This window comes from Nocardia sp. NBC_01327 (genome assembly GCF_035958815.1).
In the GTDB taxonomy this organism is placed as follows: Bacteria; Actinomycetota; Actinomycetes; order Mycobacteriales; family Mycobacteriaceae; genus Nocardia.
In genome coordinates this window covers 5,872,569-5,896,115 of the sequence record NZ_CP108383.1, presented here as the reverse complement: position 1 = coordinate 5,896,115, position 23,547 = coordinate 5,872,569, and the positions used below count along the sequence as shown (strand labels likewise).

At 67.8% G+C, this 23,547-nt stretch carries 19 protein-coding genes; 13 read left to right on the top strand and 6 right to left on the bottom strand.

Going from position 1 to position 23,547, the window contains the following annotated elements; all coding sequences use genetic code 11:
- Positions 1 to 23 precede the first annotated feature (23 nt).
- The gene (locus tag OG326_RS27190; protein ID WP_327139961.1) at positions 24 to 410 is read left to right on the top strand and encodes a hypothetical protein; all 387 of its coding nucleotides are present in this window, start codon (positions 24 to 26) and stop codon (positions 408 to 410) included.
- Complete coding sequence (locus OG326_RS27185) at positions 410 to 2,902, top strand: Hsp70 family protein (RefSeq protein ID WP_327139960.1); 2,493 nt, start codon at positions 410 to 412, stop codon at positions 2,900 to 2,902. Before OG326_RS27190 ends, OG326_RS27185 begins: the two co-directional genes overlap by 1 nt.
- A gap of 443 nt (positions 2,903 to 3,345) precedes the next feature.
- Here the strand turns inward: OG326_RS27185 and OG326_RS27180 are convergent, their stop codons facing one another.
- A complete protein-coding gene (locus tag OG326_RS27180; RefSeq protein ID WP_327139959.1) occupies positions 3,346 to 4,110 on the bottom strand; it encodes an IclR family transcriptional regulator in 765 nt (254 codons plus the stop codon).
- Positions 4,111 to 4,291: 181 nt separating this feature from the next.
- Between OG326_RS27180 and OG326_RS27175 the strand changes: the two genes are divergently transcribed.
- The 4 genes from OG326_RS27175 to OG326_RS27160 are packed head-to-tail and all read left to right on the top strand — an operon-like array spanning position 4,292 to position 9,015.
- Positions 4,292 to 5,116, top strand: coding sequence for a hydroxypyruvate isomerase family protein (locus OG326_RS27175; RefSeq protein ID WP_327139958.1), 825 nt, complete (start codon positions 4,292 to 4,294; stop codon positions 5,114 to 5,116).
- A 55-nt stretch (positions 5,117 to 5,171) separates the two neighbouring features.
- Complete coding sequence (locus OG326_RS27170) at positions 5,172 to 6,065, top strand: 2-hydroxy-3-oxopropionate reductase (RefSeq protein WP_327139957.1); 894 nt, start codon at positions 5,172 to 5,174, stop codon at positions 6,063 to 6,065.
- Entirely contained in the window at positions 6,065 to 7,840 is a 1,776-nt protein-coding gene (gene gcl / locus OG326_RS27165) for a glyoxylate carboligase (protein WP_327139956.1), read from the top strand. The genes OG326_RS27170 and gcl overlap by 1 nt, the downstream gene beginning before the upstream one ends.
- An 8-nt stretch (positions 7,841 to 7,848) precedes the next feature.
- On the top strand, positions 7,849 to 9,015 hold the full coding sequence (locus OG326_RS27160) for a glycerate kinase (RefSeq protein ID WP_327139955.1): 1,167 nt from the start codon (positions 7,849 to 7,851) through the stop codon (positions 9,013 to 9,015).
- Here OG326_RS27160 and OG326_RS27155 read toward each other — a convergent pair.
- Positions 9,012 to 9,740, bottom strand: a complete 729-nt coding sequence (locus OG326_RS27155) for an IclR family transcriptional regulator (RefSeq protein ID WP_327139954.1) — start codon at positions 9,738 to 9,740, stop codon at positions 9,012 to 9,014. The genes OG326_RS27160 and OG326_RS27155 overlap by 4 nt on opposite strands.
- 100 nt (positions 9,741 to 9,840) lie before the next feature.
- Between OG326_RS27155 and OG326_RS27150 the strand changes: the two genes are divergently transcribed.
- The 4 genes from OG326_RS27150 to OG326_RS27135 all read left to right on the top strand — a co-directional run bounded on the left by OG326_RS27150 (position 9,841) and on the right by OG326_RS27135 (position 16,194).
- Complete coding sequence (locus tag OG326_RS27150) at positions 9,841 to 11,007, top strand: pyridoxal-phosphate-dependent aminotransferase family protein (protein WP_327139953.1); 1,167 nt, start codon at positions 9,841 to 9,843, stop codon at positions 11,005 to 11,007.
- Between the two features lie 140 nt (positions 11,008 to 11,147).
- Entirely contained in the window at positions 11,148 to 12,491 is a 1,344-nt protein-coding gene (locus tag OG326_RS27145) for an MFS transporter (protein WP_327139952.1), read from the top strand.
- Entirely contained in the window at positions 12,488 to 15,436 is a 2,949-nt protein-coding gene (locus OG326_RS27140; RefSeq protein ID WP_327139951.1) for an FAD-binding and (Fe-S)-binding domain-containing protein, read from the top strand. The genes OG326_RS27145 and OG326_RS27140 overlap by 4 nt, the downstream gene beginning before the upstream one ends.
- 5 nt (positions 15,437 to 15,441) lie before the next feature.
- Positions 15,442 to 16,194 (top strand): fumarylacetoacetate hydrolase family protein, encoded by a 753-nt coding sequence (locus tag OG326_RS27135; protein ID WP_327139950.1) that lies wholly within the window; start codon positions 15,442 to 15,444, stop codon positions 16,192 to 16,194.
- 284 nt (positions 16,195 to 16,478) lie between these two features.
- Here OG326_RS27135 and OG326_RS27130 read toward each other — a convergent pair whose 3' ends face one another.
- A complete protein-coding gene (locus OG326_RS27130) occupies positions 16,479 to 17,456 on the bottom strand; it encodes a zinc-binding dehydrogenase (protein ID WP_327139948.1) in 978 nt (325 codons plus the stop codon).
- A gap of 121 nt (positions 17,457 to 17,577) precedes the next feature.
- Here OG326_RS27130 and OG326_RS27125 point away from each other — a divergent pair, with 121 nt between their 5' ends.
- The 3 genes from OG326_RS27125 (at position 17,578) to OG326_RS27115 (ending at position 19,714) form a co-directional block, all read left to right on the top strand.
- A complete protein-coding gene (locus OG326_RS27125; protein ID WP_327139947.1) occupies positions 17,578 to 18,210 on the top strand; it encodes an urease accessory protein UreF in 633 nt (210 codons plus the stop codon).
- 70 nt (positions 18,211 to 18,280) lie between these two features.
- A complete protein-coding gene (ureG, locus tag OG326_RS27120; RefSeq protein WP_327139946.1) occupies positions 18,281 to 18,994 on the top strand; it encodes an urease accessory protein UreG in 714 nt (237 codons plus the stop codon).
- A 69-nt stretch (positions 18,995 to 19,063) separates the two neighbouring features.
- Positions 19,064 to 19,714 (top strand): urease accessory protein UreD, encoded by a 651-nt coding sequence (locus tag OG326_RS27115; RefSeq protein WP_327139945.1) that lies wholly within the window; start codon positions 19,064 to 19,066, stop codon positions 19,712 to 19,714.
- A 139-nt stretch (positions 19,715 to 19,853) separates the two neighbouring features.
- Here OG326_RS27115 and OG326_RS27110 read toward each other — a convergent pair whose 3' ends face one another.
- The 3 genes from OG326_RS27110 to OG326_RS27100 form a co-directional block, all read right to left on the bottom strand.
- A complete protein-coding gene (locus OG326_RS27110; RefSeq protein ID WP_327139944.1) occupies positions 19,854 to 20,630 on the bottom strand; it encodes a hypothetical protein in 777 nt (258 codons plus the stop codon).
- Between the two features lie 185 nt (positions 20,631 to 20,815).
- The gene (locus OG326_RS27105) at positions 20,816 to 21,811 is read right to left on the bottom strand and encodes a hypothetical protein (RefSeq protein WP_327139943.1); all 996 of its coding nucleotides are present in this window, start codon (positions 21,809 to 21,811) and stop codon (positions 20,816 to 20,818) included.
- 93 nt (positions 21,812 to 21,904) lie between these two features.
- Entirely contained in the window at positions 21,905 to 23,347 is a 1,443-nt protein-coding gene (locus OG326_RS27100; protein ID WP_327139942.1) for an NAD(P)/FAD-dependent oxidoreductase, read from the bottom strand.
- Positions 23,348 to 23,547 lie beyond the last annotated feature (200 nt).

The following is a 23,547-nucleotide window of genomic DNA, read 5'->3' as shown; positions in this document are numbered from 1 at the left end:
TCGCCCGACAGTGGGAGATGTTCATGGACGGCAAGGATTTCCGGCCGGTACTGGTGGAATTGGCGACGGGGGTGTGGCGGCTGCAGGGCAAGCTGGCCGCCGATAATCCGGTGGAGGGGGAGGATCCGGCGAAACTGCTGAGATCGGTGACGCGGCAATTGGAATCGATGGCCGATGCGCTCTCCGATGCGGGCGTGCTGGTGCAGTCGCATACCGGGGAACCGTTCGATCCCGGCCAGTCGGTGCAGGTGGTCGCCTTCGCGCCCTCGGAGTCGGTGGCGCGCGAGACCGTCGTCGAAACCATCACGCCCACGGTGTATCTCGACGGGCACATCGTTCAGATGGGTCAGATCATCGTGGCCACACCGGACACCGGCACGACACACGAAATCTCGGAGGACAATCAATAATGGGCCGATCGACGGTTGATTTCGGAATCGATCTGGGCACCACCAACAGTGCCGTCGCCGTATTGCGCGGCGTCGACGCCGATGTGATCAAGAACAATGAGGATTCCGACACCACCCCGTCGGCGGTGTGGATCGATCGGCGCGATCAGCTGCGGGTGGGGCGCGCGGCGAAGGAGCGCAGTGAATCCGATCCGGACAATACTGCCGCCGAATTCAAGCTGCGCATGGGGACGGCGCGCGAATCGGTGAGCTTCGCGGCCAGTGGGCGCGGATTGAGCCCGGTGCAGTTGTCCGCCGAGGTGCTCAAATCACTGCGGGCCGATGTGCGGCAGCGGCTGGGCGAGGATATCGAGGCAGCGGTGGTGACGGTGCCCGCCGCCTTCGATATGAGCGCCTGCGATGCGACGCGTGCGGCCGCGGAGGCTGCGGGACTGCGGTTTTCGCCGCTGCTGCAGGAGCCGACGGCCGCCGCGCTGGCCTACGGTTTCCAGTCCTCGGACGAGGATGCCCGCTGGCTGGTCTACGACCTCGGCGGCGGCACCTTCGACGCGGCCGTCATCCAATTGCGGGACGGCGAATTCACGGTGCTCAACCATCGTGGCGATAATTACCTCGGCGGCAAGCTGATCGACTGGCGGATCGTCGAGGAGTTGCTCATTCCGGCGGTGCGTGACGAGTTCGGATTCACCGATCTGGCCCGGGGGTCGGCGCGCTGGCGGGCCGTGGTCAATAAGCTCAAACTCAATGCCGAGAAGGCGAAAATCCAGCTGTCGCGGTCGAATTCGGCCGATATCGAGATCGAGCTGGACGACGGCGCCGGGCGCCGGGTCGAGTTCTACTACGAAATGCAGCGCGCGGATGTGGAGCGGTTGACCGAACCGCTGATCACCCGGTCGGTGAACCTGTGCCGAAAGGCCTTGGAGGAGGCACATCTCGGGCCGGGCGATATCAGCAAGCTGATTCTGGTCGGTGGACCGACGCTGTCGCCGTATCTGCGCGAACACCTCGGGGACGAGCGGCGCGGATTGAGCATTCCGCTCGACTTCAGTCAGGATCCGCTGACCGTGGTCGCGCGCGGCGCCGCGATCTTCGCTGGGACACAGCGTATTCCGCAGACGTCGGCGCCGATTGCCGCGCCCGGTGGTTTCACCGTTCAGCTCGAATACCAGCCCGTCGGACCCGATCGTGAGCCGCTGATCGTCGGCCGGATCGCAGCCGCCGTCGGCGATGTGCCGAGCGGGCTGACCATCGAGGCGGTCAATGCCCAGGCGCGGCCGCCGTGGCGCAGCGGCAAGATCGCCGTGGGGGAGAACGGGGTCTTCAGCACCACCCTGTGGGCGGATACCGGGCGCGCCAATACCTTCGAGCTCGAACTCACCGATTATGCGGGGGACCGGCGGGCGCTCGAGCCCGCAACGCTGAACTACACGGTCGGCGCCGTGGAAACCCAGCCGCCGCTCATCCACACCATCAGTGTCGGGCTGTCGGACAATTCGACCGTGCGCCTGATCGAGCGCAATACGCCGCTGCCGGCCCGCGCCCGCAAACGCCTGCGCACCTCGGTGGCGATTCATCGCGGCGCCGCGAAGACCGGATTCATTCGCATCCCGGTGGTGGAGGGCGAGCATGCGCGCGCCGATCGCAATCGCACCATCGGCTGCCTGGATATCACCGCCGATCAGATCGAGCGCAGTGTGCCCGAGGGCAGTGAGATCGAACTGACGCTGGAGATCGACGCCTCACGCATCATGGTCGCCCGCGCGTACCTGCCGTACCTCGATGCCGAATTCGAGAACGTCATCGATCTGCACACCGAAACCCTCCCGGACGCAGGCGATCTGCGCCGCCACACCGAGCAGGAGCTGCGGCGGCTGGAGGAGGTCCGGCAGAAGCACGCCAAGGTCGGCAATCCGACCTCCGGGCTGCTGCTGGAGCGCCTCGAGGAGGAGAAGACCGCCAGCGACACCCAGCAGCTCGTCGCCGCGGCGGCCACCGATCCCGATGCCGCGGTCGCCGCCGAACAGCGTCTGCGTGATCTGCGCGCCGCGATCGACGAGGCCGAGGACGAACTCATGTGGCCGAGTCTTGTTGCCAGAGCGAAGGAAATGCTCGGCTATGTCCGCCCCCGCGTGGACGAGGCCGGCGATGAGGTCTACCGCCGCGAATTCGATCAGCACGAGGTCGCCATGCGTCAGGCCATCGACAGCCGCGCCCCCGATCTGCTCCGCCAGCGCACCTCGGAACTGCTGGGTCTCTGGCGCCGCCTGCTCGACCGCACCGGCGAACTCCAGGTCATCATCTTCGAGCGCTTCTGCGAAGACCGTCACACCATGACCGACCTGGTCCTGGCCGACAACCTGATCACCCAGGGCCACACCGCTGTCCGCGCCAACGACCTCCCCCAACTCCGCACCATCAACACCCGCCTGCGCCACCTCATGGAAGAACCCCCCGCCGACCCCGACCCCTTCAGCACCATCCGCGGCGCCTGACGGCGCCCCTGTCATCCCGGCGCCTGACGGCACCCCTGTCATCCCGGCGCCTGACGGCACCCCTGTCATCCCGGCGCAACTCCGTAAATTCGGCGCAACTCCCGTCATCCCGGCGCGCATTTGGCCAGGATCCACAGAAACCCGTTGTCGCGCTGCGGGTGTGGATCCCGGCCAAAGCATGCCGGGATGACGAGGCGGAGCATGCCGGGATGACGAGGCGGAGCATGCCGAGAGGGCGAGGCGGAGCATGCCGAGAGGGCGAGGCGGAGCATGCCGGGATGACGAGGCGGACCATGCCGAGAGGGCGAGGCGAAACATGCCGGGGTTACGAGGCGGAACATGCCGGGGTTACGAGGCGGAACATGCCGGGGTTACGAGGCGGAGCATTCCGGGAGGGCGAGGCGGAGCAGCTTCGGCCCCTTGGACGGCTGGCCGGGGCGCTGTCAGTGCAGGCCGGCGGACAGTGCTCGGCTCACTTCGGTGAGGAGGGGGACTGCTCGTTCTACGAGCTCCTCGGACATGCGGCCGACCGGGCCGGAGACCGAGATGGCCAGGGCGGCCGGGGCATCGGGGACCGCGACCGCGACGCAGCGCACGCCGAGTTCCTGTTCGCCCTCGTCCATGGCGTAGCCGTTGCGGGCTGCGGCCTCGAGCTGACGGGTGAATTCGCCTGGGTCGGTGAGGGTGTGCTCGGTGTATCGCGGCATTCCGGTGCGCTGCAGTAGTTCTCGGGTTCGCTGGGGCGGCATTGCGGCCAGTAGCGCCTTGCCGACGGCGGTGCAGTGGGGGAGGACCCGGCGACCCACCTCCGTGAACATGCGCATCGAATGCCGTGAGGGCACCTGGGCGACGTACACGATCTGATCGCCGTCGAGCATGGCCATATTGGCGGATTCGCCCAGTTCGTCCACGAGCCGCGCGAGGTACGGCCGCGCGCGGATGCTCAGCATGTGCGCGGAGCTTTCGCCCAGCTTGATCAGCTTCGGGCCGAGTACGTATTGGCGTGAGGGTTCCTGGCGCAGATATCCGAGATCGACCAGTGTGCGCACCAGCCGGTGGATGGTGGGCAGCGGGAGGCCGGAGGCCGTCGCGAGCTGCGACAGACCCATCATCCCGCCCTCGTCGGCCATGGTCTCGAGCAATCCGAAGGCGCGCTCGATCGATTGCACGCCACCGGTGCGTCCCTTGGCTTCATTCGCTGCCGTCACTGGCCCGTCTCCTCCATGTTTCCGGATGGCGGAAGTCTACCGGCCGGTCCGGCGTCGGCCGCACGCACCGAAAACGGCTCGGCTCCTTCGATATTCCTTGACCGTGCCGGAGCGCGCCTCCTATGCTATTCCACATAACAGAATATTACTTCCGCATTGTGGAATTCACCGGGAGAGATCCATGAGTCATTCGCTGCGTTACGAGGTCAACTGCTCGATCCTGTTCACCGAACTACCTCTGCTCGAGCGGCCGGACGCCGCCCGGCGGGCCGGATTCGACGCGGTCGAGTTCTGGTGGCCCTTCGACCGCTCGGTTCCCACTGATAAGGAGGCCGACGCCTTCGTCGCCGCTGTCGAGAACGCCGGGGTATCGCTGGTGGGCCTGAACTTCGCCGCCGGCAATATGCCGCTCGGTGATCGCGGCCTGGTGTCCTGGCCCGCCCTGTCCGCGGAATTCCGCGCCAATATCGATGCCACCCTCGAGATCGGCGCGCGTCTGGGCTGCCGAATGTTCAACGCGCTCTACGGCAATCGGATCGACGGGGTGTCGGCCGAGCGGCAGGACGAGGTGGCGACCGAGAATCTCGGCCTGGCCGCCTGGGCTGCCGCCCGCATCGACGGCACCGTGCTGCTCGAGCCGGTGAGCGGCCCCAACCGCTACCCGCTGCGCACCGCCGCCGAGGTACTCGCGGTGATCGACCGGGTGCAGACGGCCACGGGCGCGGCGAATATCGGCCTGCTCGCCGATCTCTACCACCTGGCGGTCAATGGCGATGATGTCGACAAGGTGATCGCGGCGCATACCGCCCGGATCGCCCACGTCCAGATCGCCGACAGCCCCGGCCGTCACGAACCCGGCACCGGGGACCTGCCCCTGCAGCAGCAACTGACCGCACTCGAGACCGGCGGATACCGCGGCTGGGTCGGGCTCGAGTACGTACCCTCCGGCGGCTCGGCCGAGAGCTTCGACCGGCTGCCGCGCGAGCGCCGCGGGCACAGCGCGTGAAGGGCCGATGTGACCACGTGAACCACTGTTACGCAACGACTTCAGGGATACCGGAATGAGCAGGATCGCTTTTATCGGACTAGGCATTATGGGCAGCCCGATGGCCGTCCACCTGGCCACCGCCGGTCACGCCGTGACCGGCTACGCCCGCACCACCGTCAAGGCCGTACCGCTCGTCGCGGCGGGTGGTCACGCCACCACCTCGATCGCCGATGCGGTGCGCGGGGCCGAGGTGATCTGTGTGATGGTGCCGGACTCACCCGATGTGCACGAGGTGCTGGCGGGCGCGAAGGGCGTCTTCGACACCGCGGAGCCGGGTGCGCTGATCATCGACTTCTCCACCATCCGGCCGGATGTGACCCTCGAGCTCGCGGCCCAGGCCGCCGAGCGCGGCTTCCGATTGCTGGACGCACCGGTGTCCGGCGGTGAGGCGGGCGCCCTCGCCGCCGAACTCTCGATCATGGTCGGCGGCGCTGCGGCGGACTTCGAGCAGGCGCGGCCGATCTTCGACGCCCTCGCCAAAACCGTTGTGCACGTGGGCCCCAGCGGTTCGGGCCAGACCGTCAAGGCGGCCAATCAGCTGATTGTCGCGGCCAATATCGAGGCGCTCGCGGAGGCCGTGGTCTTCCTGGAGGCCTACGGCGTGGACCTCGAGGCGGCCTTGCGCGTCCTGGGCGGCGGCCTGGCCGGTTCGAAGGTGCTCGAGCAGAAGCGGGGCAATATGCTGTCCCGTTCCTTCGAGCCCGGCTTCCGAATCGACCTGCACCACAAGGATATGGGGATCGTGACGGCCGCGGCACGCAAGGCCGGTGTGGTCGTGCCGCTGGGCGCGCTGGTCGCGCAACTGGTGGCCGCGGCCAAGGCGAACGGCGATGGCGGACTCGATCACAGTGCCCTGCTGCGCGGGGTGGAGCGCCTGAGCGGGCGTGCGGACAAGGAGATCTCATAATGGCACGGATGCGCGCTGCGGACGCGGCGGTCTTGATTCTCGAAAAAGAAGGTGCGACACAGGCATTCGGACTCCCGGGCGCCGCGATCAACCCGTTCTACAGCGCCCTGCGCGCGCACGGCGGGATTCGGCACGTGCTCGCCCGGCACGTCGAGGCGGCCTCGCATATGGCCGAGGGGTACACCCGCGCCGCCGCCGGCAATATCGGCATCTGCATCGGCACCTCGGGCCCCGCGGGCACCGATATGATCACCGGATTGTATTCGGCGAGTGCGGATTCCATTCCGATCCTGTGCATCACCGGGCAGGCGCCGGTGGCCAAGCTGCACAAGGAAGACTTCCAGGCCGTCGATATCGCCTCCATCGCCGCCCCGGTGAGCAAGTGGGCGGTCACCGTGCTCGAGCCCGCGCAGGTGCCGGGCACCTTCCAGAAGGCATTCCAGCTCATGCGCGAAGGCCGGCCGGGACCGGTCCTGATCGACCTGCCGATCGATGTGCAGCTCGCTGAGATCGAGTTCGATATCGCGACGTACGAGCCGCTGCGAGTGCATCGTCCGGCCGCCACCCGGGCGCAGGCGGAGAAGGCTCTCGTCATGCTGAACGCGGCCGAGCGGCCGCTGATCGTGGCGGGCGGCGGCATCGTGAACGCCGATGCGGCGGACCTGCTCGTCGAATTCGCCGAGCTGACCGGGGTTCCGGTGGTGCCGACCCTGATGGGCTGGGGCACCATCCCCGATGATCACCTGCTGCATGCGGGCATGGTCGGGTTGCAGACCTCGCACCGCCACGGCAATGCGACGCTGCTGGAGTCGGATTTCGTCTTGGGTATCGGCAATCGGTGGGCCAACCGGCATACCGGTGGCGTCGAAACCTACACGCGGGACCGCACTTTCGTGCATGTCGATATCGAGCCGACGCAGATCGGCCGGGTGTTCGCGCCGGACTTCGGCATCACCTCCGATGCGGGCGCGGCGCTGCAGGTGTTCATCGAGGTCGCCCAGGAGATGGCGGCCATGGGCACGCTGACCGACCGGACCGACTGGGCCGGTCAGGTCCGGGCTCGAAAGCAGGTGGGGCAGCGCAAGACTCATTTCGATGCGGTGCCGCTCAAACCGCAGCGGGTCTGGGAGGAGATGAACAGGGCGTTCGACCGTGACACCCGCTACGTCAGCACCATCGGCCTGTCGCAGATCCAGGCGGCGCAGCTGCTGCACGTCTACAAGCCGCGGCACTGGATCAATGCGGGCCAGGCCGGGCCGCTGGGCTGGACCCTGCCCGCCGCCCTCGGTGTTGCCACGGCCGATCCCGATGCCACCGTGGTGGCCATCTCCGGCGACTACGACTTCCAGTTCCTCATCGAGGAATTGGCCGTCGGCGCACAGTTCGGCATCCCGTATATCCATGTGCTGGTGAACAACTCGTACCTGGGTCTGATCCGTCAGGCGCAGCGGGCGTTCAGCATGGACTACTACGTCCAGCTCGACTTCGACAATATCAACAGCCCGGAGGTCGGCGGTTACGGCGTCGATCACGTCAAGGTGGTCGAGGGCTTGGGCTGCAAGGCAATTCGGGTCTTCCAGCCGGACGGGATCGGGCCCGCGCTGGAGCAGGCGAAGAAACTGATCGCCGAATACGGTGTGCCCGTGGTCGTGGAGTGCATCCTGGAGCGGGTCACGAATGTGTCGATGGGCCTGGAAATCGACAATATCGTCGAATTCGAGGAGCTGGCCGAAACCGCCGCGGACGCGCCCACCGCAATCGCACTGCTGGACTGAGGGATTCGATGGCCCGCGTATTGATCGCCTCCGACAAGTTCAAGGGGTCGATGACCGCCGCACAGGTAGGTGACGCCGTCGCGTCCGGTATTCGGCACGTGCTGCCGAACGCGGACGTGTCGGTGGTGCCTGTCGCCGACGGCGGTGACGGGACCGTCGCGGCTGCGGTGGCCGCCGGGTTCGTCGCGATTCCGGTGCGTGCCACCGGGCCTACGGGCGAGCCGGTCGAGACCGGCTATGCACGACGCGGCGATATCGCCGTCGTGGAGCTGGCGGATATCTCCGGGCTGGTCCGGTTGCCGAGTGGGGAATTCGCACCTATGACAGCCACCAGCCGGGGGACCGGCGAGGTGATCGACGCGGCGATCACCGCCGGTTGCCGCCGGATTGTGCTGGGCATCGGCGGGAGCGCGAGCACCGACGGCGGCGCGGGACTGCTGCGGGCGCTCGGCGCCCGCCTGCTCGATGCCGAAGGAGCCGATATCGGCGATGGCGGTGCGGCATTGGATCGGCTCGACACGATCGACCTTGCGGCCCTGCGGGAACGGCTGGCGGATGTCGATTTCACCGTCGCCTGTGATGTGGACAATCCGCTGACCGGTCCATACGGTGCGGCAGCGGTCTACGGTCCCCAGAAGGGCGCGGATGGTGGGCAAGTGGCTGCCCTGGATGCGGCGCTCACCCGCTGGGCGGACTGTATCGCCGAGGCCACCGGCCACGATCTGCGGGACCGTGCGGGAGCCGGTGCCGCAGGCGGGGTCGGGTTCGCGGCGGTCGCCGCACTAGGCGCGACGCTGCGCCCCGGCATCGAATTGGTGCTGGAACTGGTCGATTTCGGCGCACAGCTCGCCGGTGCGGATCTGGTCGTGACCGGAGAGGGCATGCTCGACGAGCAGACACTGTACGGCAAGGCCCCCGCCGGTGTCGCTGCCGCGGCCGGGGCGGCGGGTGTGCCGGTCATTGCCGTCTGCGGGCGAAATACGCTGACCGCCCAACGGTTTCGCAGTGCGGGATTCACCGCCGTCTATTCGCTGACGGAGATCGAACCGGATGTGCGGCGATGCTTCACCGACGGGGCGGCATTGCTGCGGCGGCTCGGCGCGCGGCTCGCCGCCGAGCACCTGTCCTCCGAATTCGCCGCTGCGCCGGGCGAATTCGGCCCTCGGCCCGGCTAACCCAGGCGTGCACCCAGACTGCTCGCCGCCTCCCGCACCGCCTCGCCGAACAGGATCTCCGATTCCGGTGTGAGCCGGCCGATCGGGATATTCACGCTGATGCTGGCGATCGGCTTCTCGTGGCCGCCCATGACGACGGCGGCCACCGCGCCGACATCATTGCGCCATTCGCCGCGATTGACGGCGAACCCGTGGGCCCTGATGGCGGCCAGCTCGGCGCGCAGTGCGTCCGGGTCGGTGATGGTCGTCTCGGTGTAGCGCGGGAGTTCGTCCACGAGCAGCGCCCTGAGGACCTCGGCGCTGCTGTTGGCAAGGACCGCTTTGCCATTGGCCGAGGCGTGGAAGGGCAGCGAATGCCCGAGCGCCATGCTGGTGCGCACCGGTTTATCGGTCTCCAGCCGCTCGATGAGCACCATGCGGCCGTCCTCGGGGACCGTCAGGTGAATGGTCTCCCCGGTATGCCGGCGCAGATCCTCCATGATCGGCAGGGCCGCCCCGCGCAGGCCGAGATCACCGCCGGCGCGACTGCCGACCGCGAGCGCCTTGGTGGTCAGCACCCATCGGGTCACCTCACCGGAACCGGGGCGAATCCATCCGGCCTCGTCGAGCGTGAGCAGTGCCCGCTGCACCGTGCTCTTGGGCATCTCGAGCGCCCGGGCCAATTCGCCCACGCCGATGGGCTGCCGCGCGGCGACTTCCTCCAGTACGCGGAGCGTATTCAGCACGTTTCGCAAGGTCTTGACTCCTCGATCTGCGGTACCTACCCTTACTGCACTTTTTCACGGCACAGTGTGCCATATCACGGCACAGATTGGAAATTGTGTGATGAGCGCTCAGAGTGGACGGCACTTCCTGCAGATCCCCGGACCGACCAATGTCCCGGACCGGGTACTGCGCGCCATCGCGCAACCGACCATCGATCACCGCGGTCCCGACTTCGCGGAACTGACCCTGGACCTATTGGTCAGGACCAAACCGGTGTTCGGCACCAGCGGACCGGTGGTCATCTACCCCTCGTCCGGCACCGGTGCGTGGGAGGCGGCTCTGGTCAACACCCTCTCGCCCGGTGATCGCGTACTGGCCTTCGAAACCGGTCACTTCGCGAGCCTGTGGCGCGATATGGCCGAACGCCTCGGCCTGATCGTCGAATTCGTGCCCGGAGATTGGCGGCGCGGCGCCGACCCGGCGGCGCTGGCCGAACGGCTGGCCGCCGATACCGCACACGGCATCGCCGCGGTGATGGTCGTGCACAACGAGACCTCGACCGGAGTCACCAGTCGCATACCGGAGATTCGGGCGGCCATCGACGAGGCCGATCATCCGGCGCTGCTGCTGGTCGACACCATCTCCTCGCTGGGATCGATCGATTACCGGCACGACGACTGGGGTGTCGATGTGACGGTCGGCTGCTCGCAGAAGGGGCTCATGCTGCCACCGGGCTTGAGCTTCAACGCGATCAGCGACAAGGCGCTGGCGGCCGCCGCGACGGCGCGACTGCCGAAATCGTATTGGGACTGGACCGCCATCCTGGACACCAACGAGCACGGCTTCTACCCGTACACACCGGCCACCAACCTGCTCTACGGACTCCGGGAAGCCCTGCTGCTCCTGGAGGAAGAGGGACTGCCCAATGTGTTCGCGCGGCACAGCCGGCATGCCGAAGCGACCCGGGCGGCGGTGCGCGGCTGGGGTCTCGAGGTGCTGTGCGTGAACGAGCGCGAGTACTCCGGTTCCCTGACCGCGGTGCTGCTCGGCGAGCAGCACGATGCCGACAAGGTGCGCCGAATCATCCTGGACCGCTTCGACATGTCCCTGGGCACCGGCCTGGGCAAGCTCGCCGGGCGCGTGTTCCGGATCGGTCACCTCGGCGATTTCAACGATCTGATGCTCGCCGGAACACTCTCCGGCGTCCAGATGGGACTCGAGCTGGCCGGCGTCGATATCGACCCCGCCGGCACCCAGGCCGCCCTCGCGGTGCTGCGCACCGCCTGATACCCGCTGCGGCCCAGCGCTTTCCGCCGACAGCGGAGAGCGGTCGGCCGCACGGGCAGTTTCTCCATGCTCCGCCACGAGCTGAGCGCCGATCCCAGCCCGCGCCGACCCGCGCGGGCCACCTACGAGGAGGTAGGTCGTTGATCGAGCGAACGTCCCCTGTCCGGCGACTGTCCGAAAACAAGCGGTGGATCTACATTCTGCCGATCGTCGTCTTCATCTATGTCATCTGCTATATCGACCGCACCAATATCAGTTTCGCGCTGCCGCATCTCAAGACCGATATGAATCTCACCGGGGCCCAGCAGGGTCTGGCGAGCGGCATCTTCTTCTGGGGCTATCTGCTGCTGCAGATTCCCGGCGGCTATATGGCCGAAAGATGGAGTGCGAGAAGGTGGATCGCGATCCTGATGGTGCTGTGGAGCCTGGCCGCCATGGCGCAGGGCCTGACCCACTCCATCGGGCAGCTGCTGCTGGCCCGCTTCCTGCTCGGCGTCGCCGAGGGCGGTGTGCAACCCGCGCTGATGGCCACCATCCGGGCGTGGTTCCCGTTTGCCGAAAGGAGCCGGGCCTTCGCGATATTCAAGCTCTACACCCCGATCGCGGCGATCGTCGCGGCGCCGTTCTCCGGTGTCATTCTCACCTATTTCGACTGGCGCTGGATGTTCCTCATCCAGGGTGGTGCGCCACTGGTCATCGGGCTCGCCGCCTGGCTCGCGGTGGTCCGCGATACGCCCGCCAAGGCCCGGTGGCTCTCGCAGAACGAGCGTGAGTACATCGAGCGATCCCGGCTCGAGGAAGGTGAGCCGCTGGTCCATCACGGAACGTTCAAGGCCGCCTTCACCAGTCGGATCGTCTGGCGCTTCGCCCTCATCTACACCATGACCCAGATGGGTCTGCTCGGACTGACACTGTGGTTGCCGAGCGTGCTCAAAAAGGCCTTCCACACCGATTTGAAGGTGGGGCTGGTGGCGGTGCTGCCCCAGATCGCCGCGGGTATCGCCATCATTCTGGTCGGACGGTCGGCGGACCGGCGCGGCCGGCATGTCGCGCATATGGCGGTGGTGCTCGGCGCGGCGGCCATGATTCTCGTCGGCGCGAGTTTCATTTCGGCGGACCAGAAGTGGCTTGTGCTCGGGGCGATGATCCTCGGCACGGCGGCGTCGATCGCCTGGTACGGCCCGTTCTGGGCGACGGTCACCAAACTCACCCCCGTGGCAGCCGCGGGCGCGGGACTGGGGCTCATCAATGGCGTCGGCAATCTGGGCAGCTTCTTCGGGCCCTATATCGGCGGCTGGCTCAGCGATATCAGCGGTGGCGGTTACGCGCTCACGCAGGCGTTCTTCGGTGCGGTGTTCGCCATCGCGGCGCTGCTCGTACTGACCCTGCGTAAACCGTTGCGCGCGGCGACGACGCACGAGACGGCCGATCCCGCCGCGCCACCGCTCTTGCCGATGGCCATGGACAAGAAGGACTTTCAATGACACTCTTCGATACCGAGGTCGCGTTGCAGGGCCCGTCGGACGTGGGCGCGCGACTGGAGCGGGCATTGCGCGCGACCATGGACGGTGAGGTCGCCTTCGACGACTACAGCCGCCACCTGTTCTCCCGCGACGCCAGCATGTACGCGATAACTCCACTGGGCGTGGCCTTTCCGCGGCATGCGGAGGATGTCGCCGCGGCGGTGCGGGCCGCCGGAGAGCTCGGCGTACCCCTCGTGTCCCGGGGCGCGGGCACCAGTCTGGCCGGGCAGACCGTCGGCCCCGGCCTGGTCCTGGACATGTCCCGGCATATGAACCGGATCGTGGAGATCGATCCGGTGGCCCGGACCGCGCTGGTGGAGGTCGGGGTGGTGCAGGATCAGCTCAATCGGGCCGTCGCCGCATACGGGCTGATGTTCGGCCCGGACACCTCGACCAGCAATCGGGCCACGATCGGCGGGATGATCGGCAACAATTCCGCGGGCAGCGGTTCCCTCACCTACGGCATGACGATCGATCATGTGCGGGCGCTGGAGGTGGTGCTCAGCGACGGTTCCCATGCGCGATTGGACGCCGTCGACGAGGCCGAGCGCATGCGGCGCGCGGGCGCGGGCACGCTGGAAGGGCTGATCTACCACGCACTTCCGAAGCTGGTCCGGGCCGAGGAGGAGGTCATCCGGGCGGGGATGCCGGTGTTCTGGCGTCGCGCCGGCGGTTACCGTCTCGACCGGCTGGTCGACTTCGGCGAGGAGCATCCTTTCGATCTGGCCAAGTTCGTCGTCGGCGCCGAGGGCACACTGCTGATCATCACGCACGCGCTGGTGGATCTGGTGCCCAAGCCCGCGCACACGGTGTACGCGGTCGGTCACTTCACCGATACCGCCGGCGCCATCGCGGCCACCACGGACGCATTGAGCTGCGAACCCCATCAGGTCGAGTTGATGGACCGCACGATTCTCGAACTGTCCCGGCAGAAGATCGAATACGCCGGACTCGGCGACATTCTTGTCGGCGATCCGGGGGCGCTGCTGTTCGTCTCCTTCAGCGGTGACGATGAGGCGGCGCTGCTCGCGGGGCTGGATCGGCTCGATGCGCTGTGGCAGCGAAACGGGCACGGCTACCACACCATTCGCGCGATCACCCCGGCCGATCAGACCGCATTGCTGAAGGTGCGCAAATCCAGCCTGGGTCTGCTGATGGCCGCGGGCGAGGGCACCCGCCGCCCGCTCGCCTTCGTGGAGGACACCGCTGTCGATCCGGTACACCTGGCCGAATACACCAGGCGGTTCCAGGAGATTCTCGACGAGCACCAGTTGGAGGCGGGGTTCTACGGCCACTGTTCGGTGGGCTGCCTGCACATTCGGCCGTTCGTGGACCTCACCGATCCTGGCGAGGTGGCGAAAATGCGGAAGGTCGCCGAGGCCGTCAAGGATCTCGTCGCCGAATACGGCGGCGTGAACTCCAGCGAACACGGTGACGGCCTCGCGCGCAGTGAGTTCAATCGCGAGATCTTCGGTGATGCGCTCTACGAGGTCATGCGAAAGGTCAAGCGGCTCTTCGACCCCGAGAACATCATGAACCCGGGCAAGATCGTCGACGCGCCCGCGATGACCGACAATCTGCGCGACCGCGACGCGCTGCCGCCCGCACCGCCGATGACCACGACGCTGCAGTTCGAGGTGGTCGGCGGAATGCGCGGCGCGGCGGATCGGTGCATGAATATCGGCCTGTGCCGCAAGGCCGGACCGGGCGTCATGTGCCCGTCCTACATCGCGACCAGAAATGAGGAGCACGCCACCCGCGGCCGGGCCAATGCCCTGGTGAAAGCCCTCTCCGAACCGGATCCGCATGCGGCACTGGGCGGTGAGCGATTGCACGAGATTCTCGATCTGTGCCTGATGTGCAAGGCCTGCAAGAGCGAATGCCCGATGAGTGTGGATATGGCCTCGCTCAAGGCCGAAACGCTCTCGCACCATCACCAGATCCACGGAACGCCCTTGCGCTCCAGGATGTTCGGCTCGATTCGGCTACTGAACCGGCTCGGTTCGGCGACCGCGCCGCTGTCGAACGTGCTGGGCCGGGTGGAATTGCTGCGCCGGTTCCTGGACCGTTCGCTCGGCATCGCCTTCGCCCGGCCGCTGCCGGTCTTCCAGCGGGTCAATCTGATTCGCTGGTTCCGCCGCCATCACCGGGCGGCTCCGCCGGTCTCCGGCTTGCTGGGCACGGTCAACTGGCTCGCCGATTCGTTCACCACCTTCACCGAACCGCATATCGGGCAGGCGGCCATCGAACTGCTGGAACGGTCGGGCTGGCGGGTGGAACTGGCGAGCGGCGGCTGCTGCGGCCGGTCGAGCATGTCCAAGGGGCTGCTCGAGGATGCGCGGAAAAAGGCTGCGGCGCTGGTCGATTCGCTCGTGACGACCACCGAACCGGGCTCGCCGATCGTCGGCTGCGAACCGTCGTGCCTGTTCATGCTGCGGGACGAGCACACCGCGCTGCTGCCGGATTCGGAGGATGTGCGCACGGTGGGCCGCCGGGTCAAACAGGTCGAGGAATTGCTTGTCGAGGCGATCGATGCCGGTTGGCTCACCCTGCGCCCCGATTCCCCGCTCGCGGGACGGCGCATCGTGTTCCACGGCCACTGCCATCAGAAGGCAGAGGTCGGCACCGCCGCCACCATGGCGCTGCTGCAACGGATTCCGGGTGTCCGGGTCGAGGAGATCGATTCCGGCTGCTGCGGAATGGCGGGCTCCTTCGGCTTCGAATCCGAACACTACGAAATGTCGCTCACCGTAGGCGAAGACCGGCTGTTCCCGGCCCTTGCCGCCGAGCCGCACGACACCATTGTGGCCGCCACCGGAGTGTCCTGCCGTCAGCAGATCTTCCACGGCGCGGGTCGTACGGCGTGGCATCCGGTCGAGCTGGTCCGGGAAGCGATGGGGGAGTAGGGATTATGCGTATCGTGCGCTACTGGCTCGAAGGACGGACCGGACGCGGCGTGCTGACCGGAGATGAGGTGCGCGAATTCCCCGACGGGAACACCGAACCCGGCGCGGTGGTGGCAAGGCTCGCGGAGCTGACCCTCCTGTCACCCTGCGACCCGCGCACCATCGTCTGCGCGGGCAGCAATTACGGCGGTCAGCTCGCCGAGAAAGGATTGCCCCGGCCGCGGCAGCCCTCGCTCTTCCTCAAGGGCCGCAATGCGATCACCGGTCCCGGCTCGGTCGTGCTGCGCCCGGCGGAGGTACGGCGGCTGGAGTACGAGGGTGAGCTGGCGGTGGTCATCGGCCGCACCGCCCGCCATGTCCCCGCCGATCGTGCCGCCGACTTCGTCCTCGGCTACACCTGTGCGAACGATGTCACCGCGGACGACTGGCGTGCCGACGGCCAGTGGGCCCGTGCCAAGAGCGCGGACACCTTCTGCCCGCTGGGTCCATGGATCGAAACCGATATCCCCGATCCGGCGGCACTGCGCATCACCACCCGGCTCGGCGATCGCACAGTTCAGCAGGCGCCGACCTCGGACATGGTGTTCGGCGTAGGTGAGCTACTGGCCTACGTCACCCGGTGGATCACCCTCGAACCCGGCGATGTGCTGCTCACCGGCAGCCCCGCCGGGGTCGGCCCGATGCATCCCGGCGATACCGTCGACGTCGAGATCTCCGGCATCGGCACACTGCGCAATACCGTCGCGGGCCAGGGCTGATCGTCGGCAGGCAGCCGATTCTCGGCTGCCTGCCTGCGGGCGACGCCGCCGCACACCCAACCCTGCCGCGATGCGATGCGATGCGATGCGATGCGATGCGATGCGATGCGATGCGATGCGATGCGATGCGATGCGCATGACGGCCGGCGCGGTCGCACTCTGCGAGTGCGGCCCGTGGGCCTGCCGGACCGGATCCGGTCGCTATCCGTACGGTCCAGTCGGCATGACGCACGGGACGGGGTGTGTGGCGGTCGAGTCTCCTGGTGTGGCGAACACCCGTCCGGTCAGGGAATCAGGACGACTTTGCCTGTGGTGTGGCGGTTTTCGAGAGCGGCGTGGGCAGCGGCCGCCTGGGCCAGCGGGAAGCGGTGCAGGGCGGGGCGGAGGTGGCCGGCGGCGGCTTCGGCCAGGGCGCGCGTTTCGAGATTGCGCAGGCTGCCCGCGCGTTGCATCATGGGCGGGCCCAGGACCGGGGTCGAGGTGATGCCGCGGTCGGCGAGTTCCTGATCGGATATCTCGACGGGTCCGGCGGACCAGCCGAAGACCAGGCGCTGACCGCCCTTGTCGAGGAGATCGATTGCCGTGCCGGCTGTTTCGCCGCCGACGCCGTCGAAGAGGATGGTGGCCGGGCGGTCGCCGTAGGCGGTGCGGATTTTCGCCGCCCAGTCGGGGCGGCGGTAGTCGAGGGCCAGGTCGGCGCCATTGCGCGCGACCAGGTCGACCTTTTCGGGGCCGCCCGCCAGGCCGATGACCGTGGCTCCGGCGTTCTTCAAGAACTGCACCAGCAGGGTGCCGATGCCACCCGCCGCGGCGGGGACGAGGGCGACGGTGTCGGGAGTGATGTCGGCGAATTGCAGTATGCCGAGGGTGGTTCGGCCGGTGCCGATCATTGCCACGGCCGCCGCCGCGTCGAGAGTCGCCGGAATCTCGTGCAGGCGTTCGGCTTCGGTGACGGTGAGCTCGGCGTACCCGCCGGGCGCTTGGCCGATGTGCGCGACAACCGTTGTGCCGAGCCAGGTGTCGTCCACTCCGGGACCGATCCGATCGACCGTGCCGGCGATTTCCCGGCCGGGGATGGTCGGCAGCTCGGGGAGCGGTATGGGTCCGGCGGCCATGCCCCTGCGCAGGGTCGTGTCCAGCAGGTGCACGCCGGAGGCCGCCACGGCAATGCGGACCTGGCCGGGACCGGGCTCGGGATCGGGCGCCGTTTCGTACCGGAGATTCTCGGCGGAGCCGAAGGCGTGGAGGCGGATGGCATGCATGGGAACTCCTCGGATCGAGAACTGGTCGCGTCGACCAGCTTGCTACCTGGACCAAGGTTGAGGTCAAGCGTCCGCTAGGGGCGGCTTAGGATCGAGCGATGCGATACCCGGAGGTGCGTCGATGAGTCTGGCCATGCTGCTCACCCTGGCCGATTCGCGGCTGCCCATCGGCGGCCACGTGCACTCCGGCGGCGTGGAGGAGGCGGTGTCCTCCGGGCTGGTGCGCGATGTGGCGACGGTGGAGCTGTACCTGCGCAGGCGTATCCGCACCTCGGGCGCGGTGGCGGCCTCGCTCGCCGCGGCGGTCTGCGCGGGGACACTCGAACCCGCCCGCGCCGAACTGGAGGCCGATGCGCGAACCCCGTCGCCCGCCGCGCGCACCGCCTCCCGCGCACAGGGTCGCGGCCTGCTGCGACTGGCGAAACAGGTCTGGCCGCAGGGCGATTGGTCCGGCGTGGGCCCACGCCCGCATCTGTCGACGGTGTTCGGTGTGGTCGGCGTGGTCTCCGGGTCCGCTCCGGAGGAGATCGCGGGGGTTGTCGTCTACACGACCATGACGGGCGCGGCGACGGCCGCACAGCGTTTGCTCGCGCTCGATCCGGCCGCGGTCGCCGCGTGCACCATCCGACTCGCCGAGGTCTGTGATCGCACCGCGCAGGAGGCGACGAAGGCGATGATGTCCCTCTCGGACCCCCTCCAGGACGTGCTGGCCGAACGTCATCTCATCCGGGATATGCCGCTGTTCGCCTCCTGACCAGCGGATCGAGGGCAGGTAACAAGCGCTTTACGTGCATCGGACAGGATGACTGCGGAAAGGAGCACATATGCCACCCCACCTCATCGACGGTGAACCGCACGATCATCACCACGACCGGCCCAAGCGGGCGCGCACACCCGGGGAGCCGGTGCGCATCGGCATCGGCGGACCGGTCGGTTCGGGTAAGACCGCGCTCGTGGCGGCGCTGTGCCGGCAGCTGCGGGACGAGCTGTCCCTGGCCGTCCTGACCAATGACATCTACACCACCGAGGACGCCGACTTCCTGCGCAGGCACGCCGTGCTCGCGGATGAGCGGATCACCGCGGTGCAGACCGGCGGCTGCCCGCACACCGCCATCCGCGACGACATCACCGCGAACCTGGACGCCATCGATGATCTGGTCGAGGCGAATCCGCCCCTGGACCTGATCCTGGTGGAGTCCGGCGGCGACAATCTCACCGCCACCTTCTCCTCCGGCCTGATCGACGCGCAGATCTTCGTGGTGGACGTCGCCGGCGGCGATAAGGTCCCGCGCAAGGGCGGCCCGGGCGTGACCTTCTCGGACCTGCTGGTCATCAACAAGACCGACCTCGCACCCATGGTGGGCGCGGATCTGGCTGTCATGGACCGCGATTCGACCAAGGTGCGCGAGGGCAGGCCGTTCGTCTTCACCTCGCTCACCGAAGACCCGGCCGCCACACCGGTGCTGACCTGGGTGCGCGAACAGCTGCGCCTGGCCGCGGAGCAGGATGCGACGGCCGGTGCCGCACACTCGCACTGACCTGTATGCCGGATGGCCGACTGAGCTGCGTGCCACGCGGGCGAGCCATGTGCACTGAGCCGGTGCGATATGCGCACTGAGCTGCGGATCACCGCTGCCGCCGGGACGCTGCCGCAGATTCACGCGGTCGGCGCTCTGGCGGCGCGGCGCACCGGAGTCGGTACCGTGCACCTGATCGGCACGGCCGCAACGCCTTTGGGCGGTGACGAGCTGGATATCCGGATCACGGTCGGCCCGGGTGCGCGTCTGCTGGTGCGCTCGGTGGCGGCCACGATTGCGCTGCCCGGCCGTCAGACGCGGAAATCGCTGGCGCACTGGCGTTTCGAGGTGGCGGCGGACGGGGAGCTGGATTTCGATCCGGAGCCGACCGTGGTCGCCGGCGGGGCCGAGCACGAGACGCTCACCACGGTGCGGTTGGAAGAGGGTGCGCGACTGCGACTTCGGGAGCGAGTGCAGATCGGCCGCACGGGGGAAGACCACGGTTTCTGGTCCGGAGAACTGCGCGCCGATATCGGCGATCTGCCGCTGCTGCGGCACCGGCTGGATCTCGGTGGGGACGCCGCGACCGATGATGCGCTGTCCGGACCGCGAGCGCTGGAGAGCGTGCTGACCTATCCGGATGACCGACCGGCGGAGATCACCGGGAGGGATGCGGCGCTGCTGCCGCTCGCGGCGGGCGGAACTCTGTTCACGCGCACCGCAACTGCCTTGCGCGTGTAGGCCGCAATTGTCCTGCGCGTGTAGGACATTCGGCGACACCGCATAGGACATTCAGCAACGCGATGGGAACCGGACCTCACCCCCGGTTCCCATCGCGCGCACTTCTACTGCGAAAAAGCTTGTCGCCTGGCGTACTGCATCAGTCGCCGACGACCCGAGGCGGTGCGTTGTACGCGTTCACCGCGCCGACCATGGCACCCACCACGGCGCCGGCCGCGGCTGCGGGTACCTCGATGACCGCCGCACCCGCGGCAGCACCGAGCGCCGGACCGGCGACGAGGCCGACCGGGAACAGCGGAAGTCCGACCACCAGGCCGAGTGCGGCGCCGACGGTCGCCGAGGTGAGCGCGATGGGCACGGCCGATCCGGCTCCTGCCATCGCTCCCATGGCCGCGGTGCCGACGGTCTGGCCGGCAATGCGGTCGGAACGGCTGCGCTCCATGCCGATCGAGTCGAGGAAGGTGGCGAGATTCGCCTCGGTCGTGGCGGCCTGGTCATTGATCTGGATCGCCTGCTCGCTGTCCATCCCGGCCGGGATGTCGAACGAGGAATCGCCGAACCGGAACTTGCCCGGGAGCGGCGCGATCGGCGGCACGGCGGCCACGGGGACGGGTGCGTGCAGCACGCCGACCGGGGCCAGATAGCTCTTGTCCGGGGCCTGACGCGACCACTGGATGGAGCTCTTGGTGTCACCTGGGATGTGCATGCCCTCGTAGGGGCTGACATTGGGAGCATCCGCCGCCGGCCACTGCTTGGACGTATCGTCGTGTGCCGTCACCGAATTGGATGTCTCCGGTGCGGCATTGGCGGTACCCGTTCCGACGATCGCCAAGACTAGCGGCACGGCACCCGCTGCAACTACGGTGCCGACCTTGGTGCGATGCGGGTTGAGGGCTCTGTGCTTACCTGCGGCCATTCGCGTCCTTTCCTCCGAGGGTGAACATCGACGCCCAGCATTCGGACCCGTCGGTCAACTGGATTGGTCGGTTTCGGGAGTCGCGTAGAACGTCCGCATTGCCGAAAGTTAGCTAACTGCTTGGTAGTTCACGAAATCAGGGCCGGAATCCCAGTTGATGGATTCCGGCCCCGACAAATCGTTCATTACTCAGCGGTTGCTACCCCGGGAGCCGCTGTGCCCGCCGCCGGCGCGGTCGCGGGGGCCAGCACACCGTTCACCGCGCCCAACGCCGCGCCGATGCCCGCGCCCATGGTCGCCGCGGGCACCGCGATGAGCGAGACGGCCGCACTCGCGCCGATGGCCGGGCCGACAACCCACCCGGCCGGAGCGAAGGGCGTGCCCGCCATACCGCCGATGACGCCGCCCAGCACCCCGCCGGCGACCTCCGCGGGCGCGGCGATGCCCACACCCACCGCCGCACCCACGGCAGCGGTGCCGACGGTCTGCGCGGCGATCCGGTCCGAACGGCTCGGCTCGAAGCCGGCCGAGTCGAGGGTGCGCGCGAGGTTCGCCTCGGTGCGGGCCGAGTAGTCATTGACCTGTGCGGCCTGCTCGGGCGTCAGGAAGGACGGGATGTCGATCTGCGTATCGCAGAAGCGCAGCTTGCCCTCGGGGGCCGCGATCGGGGCGACATCGGCCGCGAGCGACGGATCGGGCATGTGCAGACCCTGCACATCGACCGCCGCCACCGGGCCGTTCGGGATATCGCGCACCCCGGTGACGGAATTGCGGCCGACGCGCACGAGCGGCGCGGGCGCGCCCGCCGCATCGACCAGGGGATCGGCCGCGTCCGTCACCGGGTCGATGACCGGTGCGGCCTGGGACGACCCGCCGTCGGCCGGGGCGCCCACGGGCGCCGCGGCGGTCTCGGCCCACGGCCGCGCGCCTTCCGACACCATCGGGGGCACCGGCACATTGAGCTGGCCGAAGGGGGAGTCGAGCACGAGTCCGGGCTGCGCGGGGGTCGTGGGCTGGTTCTCGATCACGGCGGACGGATTGTCGTCGCCCGCAACCGGATCCGCCGCAGCGGCCGCGGCGGTGGTGAGAGCGGCGACGAGCGGAAGTGCTCCCGCGAGGGCGAGGGAACCGATACGGCGGCGATGCGAGGAAACCTGATCAGCCGGTTGGCGTTTGCCCATGGATGACCTTTCTGACGAATGTCGACGGACGTCGGACATTCGGATCCGGTCGGCGCGCCGGATTGGTCGGGTCATGGGCCCTTGACGGTGTGGTCAGCCGGCGCGTGTCTCCGTGGCCGGTGCCGCCTTGGCATTCGCCGCGGATTTGCCGCTGCCGGAAGCGGATTCGCCGCCGATCTGCTTATGCAGTTCACGCGCTTCGTCCGGATCATCGAGCGCTTCGAGTGCGAGCCGGGCGAACACCCACTGTTCGGTGGCGGCCATCTGCCCGCGGTGGCGGCCCAGGAAGGAGGTGAACCACTCCAGCACCGTCACGAAGCGGCTGCGGAAACCGACCAGGTACCACAGGTGCAGCGCCAGCCACGCCAGCCAGGCGAAGAAGCCGCTGAACTCCAGCTTGCCCACCTGGGCGACCGCGTAGAACCGCGACACGGTGGCCATCGAGCCCTTGTCGAAGTACTTGAACGGTTTGCGCTCCTCGGGCTTGTGCCCGGCGATGCCGTCCTTGATGGCCTTCGCCGCATAGGTGCCGCCCTGGATCGCGCCCTGCGCCTGTCCGGGCACACCCGGTACGGACATCAGATCGCCGACCACGAAGACGTTCGGGTAGCCCTTGATGGTGAGGTCCGGTTCGACGATCACGCGTCCGGCACGGTCGACCTCGGTGCCCTCGGAGTGCTCGGCCAGGATCTTGCCGAGTCCGCTGGCCTGCACACCGGCCGACCACACCTTGCAGGCGGATTCGATGCGCCGGGTGCCGTCGCCGTCCTTGATGGTGACGCCGCGCGCGTCGACATTGGTGACGATGGCATTGAGCTGGATCTCCACGCCCATCTTCTCCAGCCGCTGATGCGCCTTGCCGCCGAGCTTCGGGCCCATCGGAGCCAGCACCGCGCCCGCGCCCTCGACGAGAATCACGCGCGCGTCGCGGGTGTCGATATTGCGGAAGGTGCCGTCCAGCGTGCGGTCCGCGAGTTCGGCTATCTGCCCGGCCAATTCGACGCCGGTGGGGCCCGCGCCGACGACCACGAAGGTCATGAAGCGGTCGCGCGTCTCCTGGTCCTTGGCCAGTTCGGCCTCCTCGAAGGAGCCGAGAATGCGCGCGCGCAATTCGAGGGCGTCGTCGATGGTCTTCATACCGGGCGCGTAGGTGGCGAACTGATCGTTGCCGAAGTACGACTGCTGCGCGCCGGCGGCGACGATGATGCTGTCGAACGGGGTGACGGTGTCCTGGTTCAGCAGCCGTGAGGTGACAGTGCCGCCCTTCACGTCGATGTCGTTGACATCGCCCATGATGACCCGCACGTTCTGCTGTTTGCGCAGCACAATGCGGGTGGCGGGCGCGATCTCGCCGACCGACAGGATGCCGGTGGCCACCTGGTACAGCAGTGGCTGGAACAGGTGGGTGGAGGTTTTGGAGATGAGCGTGATGTCGACGTCGGCCTTCCGCAGGTGCTTGCAAGCGAAGAGGCCGCCGAACCCGGACCCGATCACCACCACGCGGTGGCGCTGTGCGACGGAATTATCGGCGTTCATCTAGTCCCTGCTCCTAGCCAGACGGTGAAACCCAGACGTGAAACTACGACACTTCACGTCCAAGGGTAGTGGGGCGTGAGGTTCGACGACGAATCAGGATCATTCGGAAACCGACTTAAAGGACATCAGGTCTGAAAATACAATACGAAGGGGAGTTCGGGGCGAAAAGACATGCTCGCGGAAGCAGGTCGCGGCCCGGT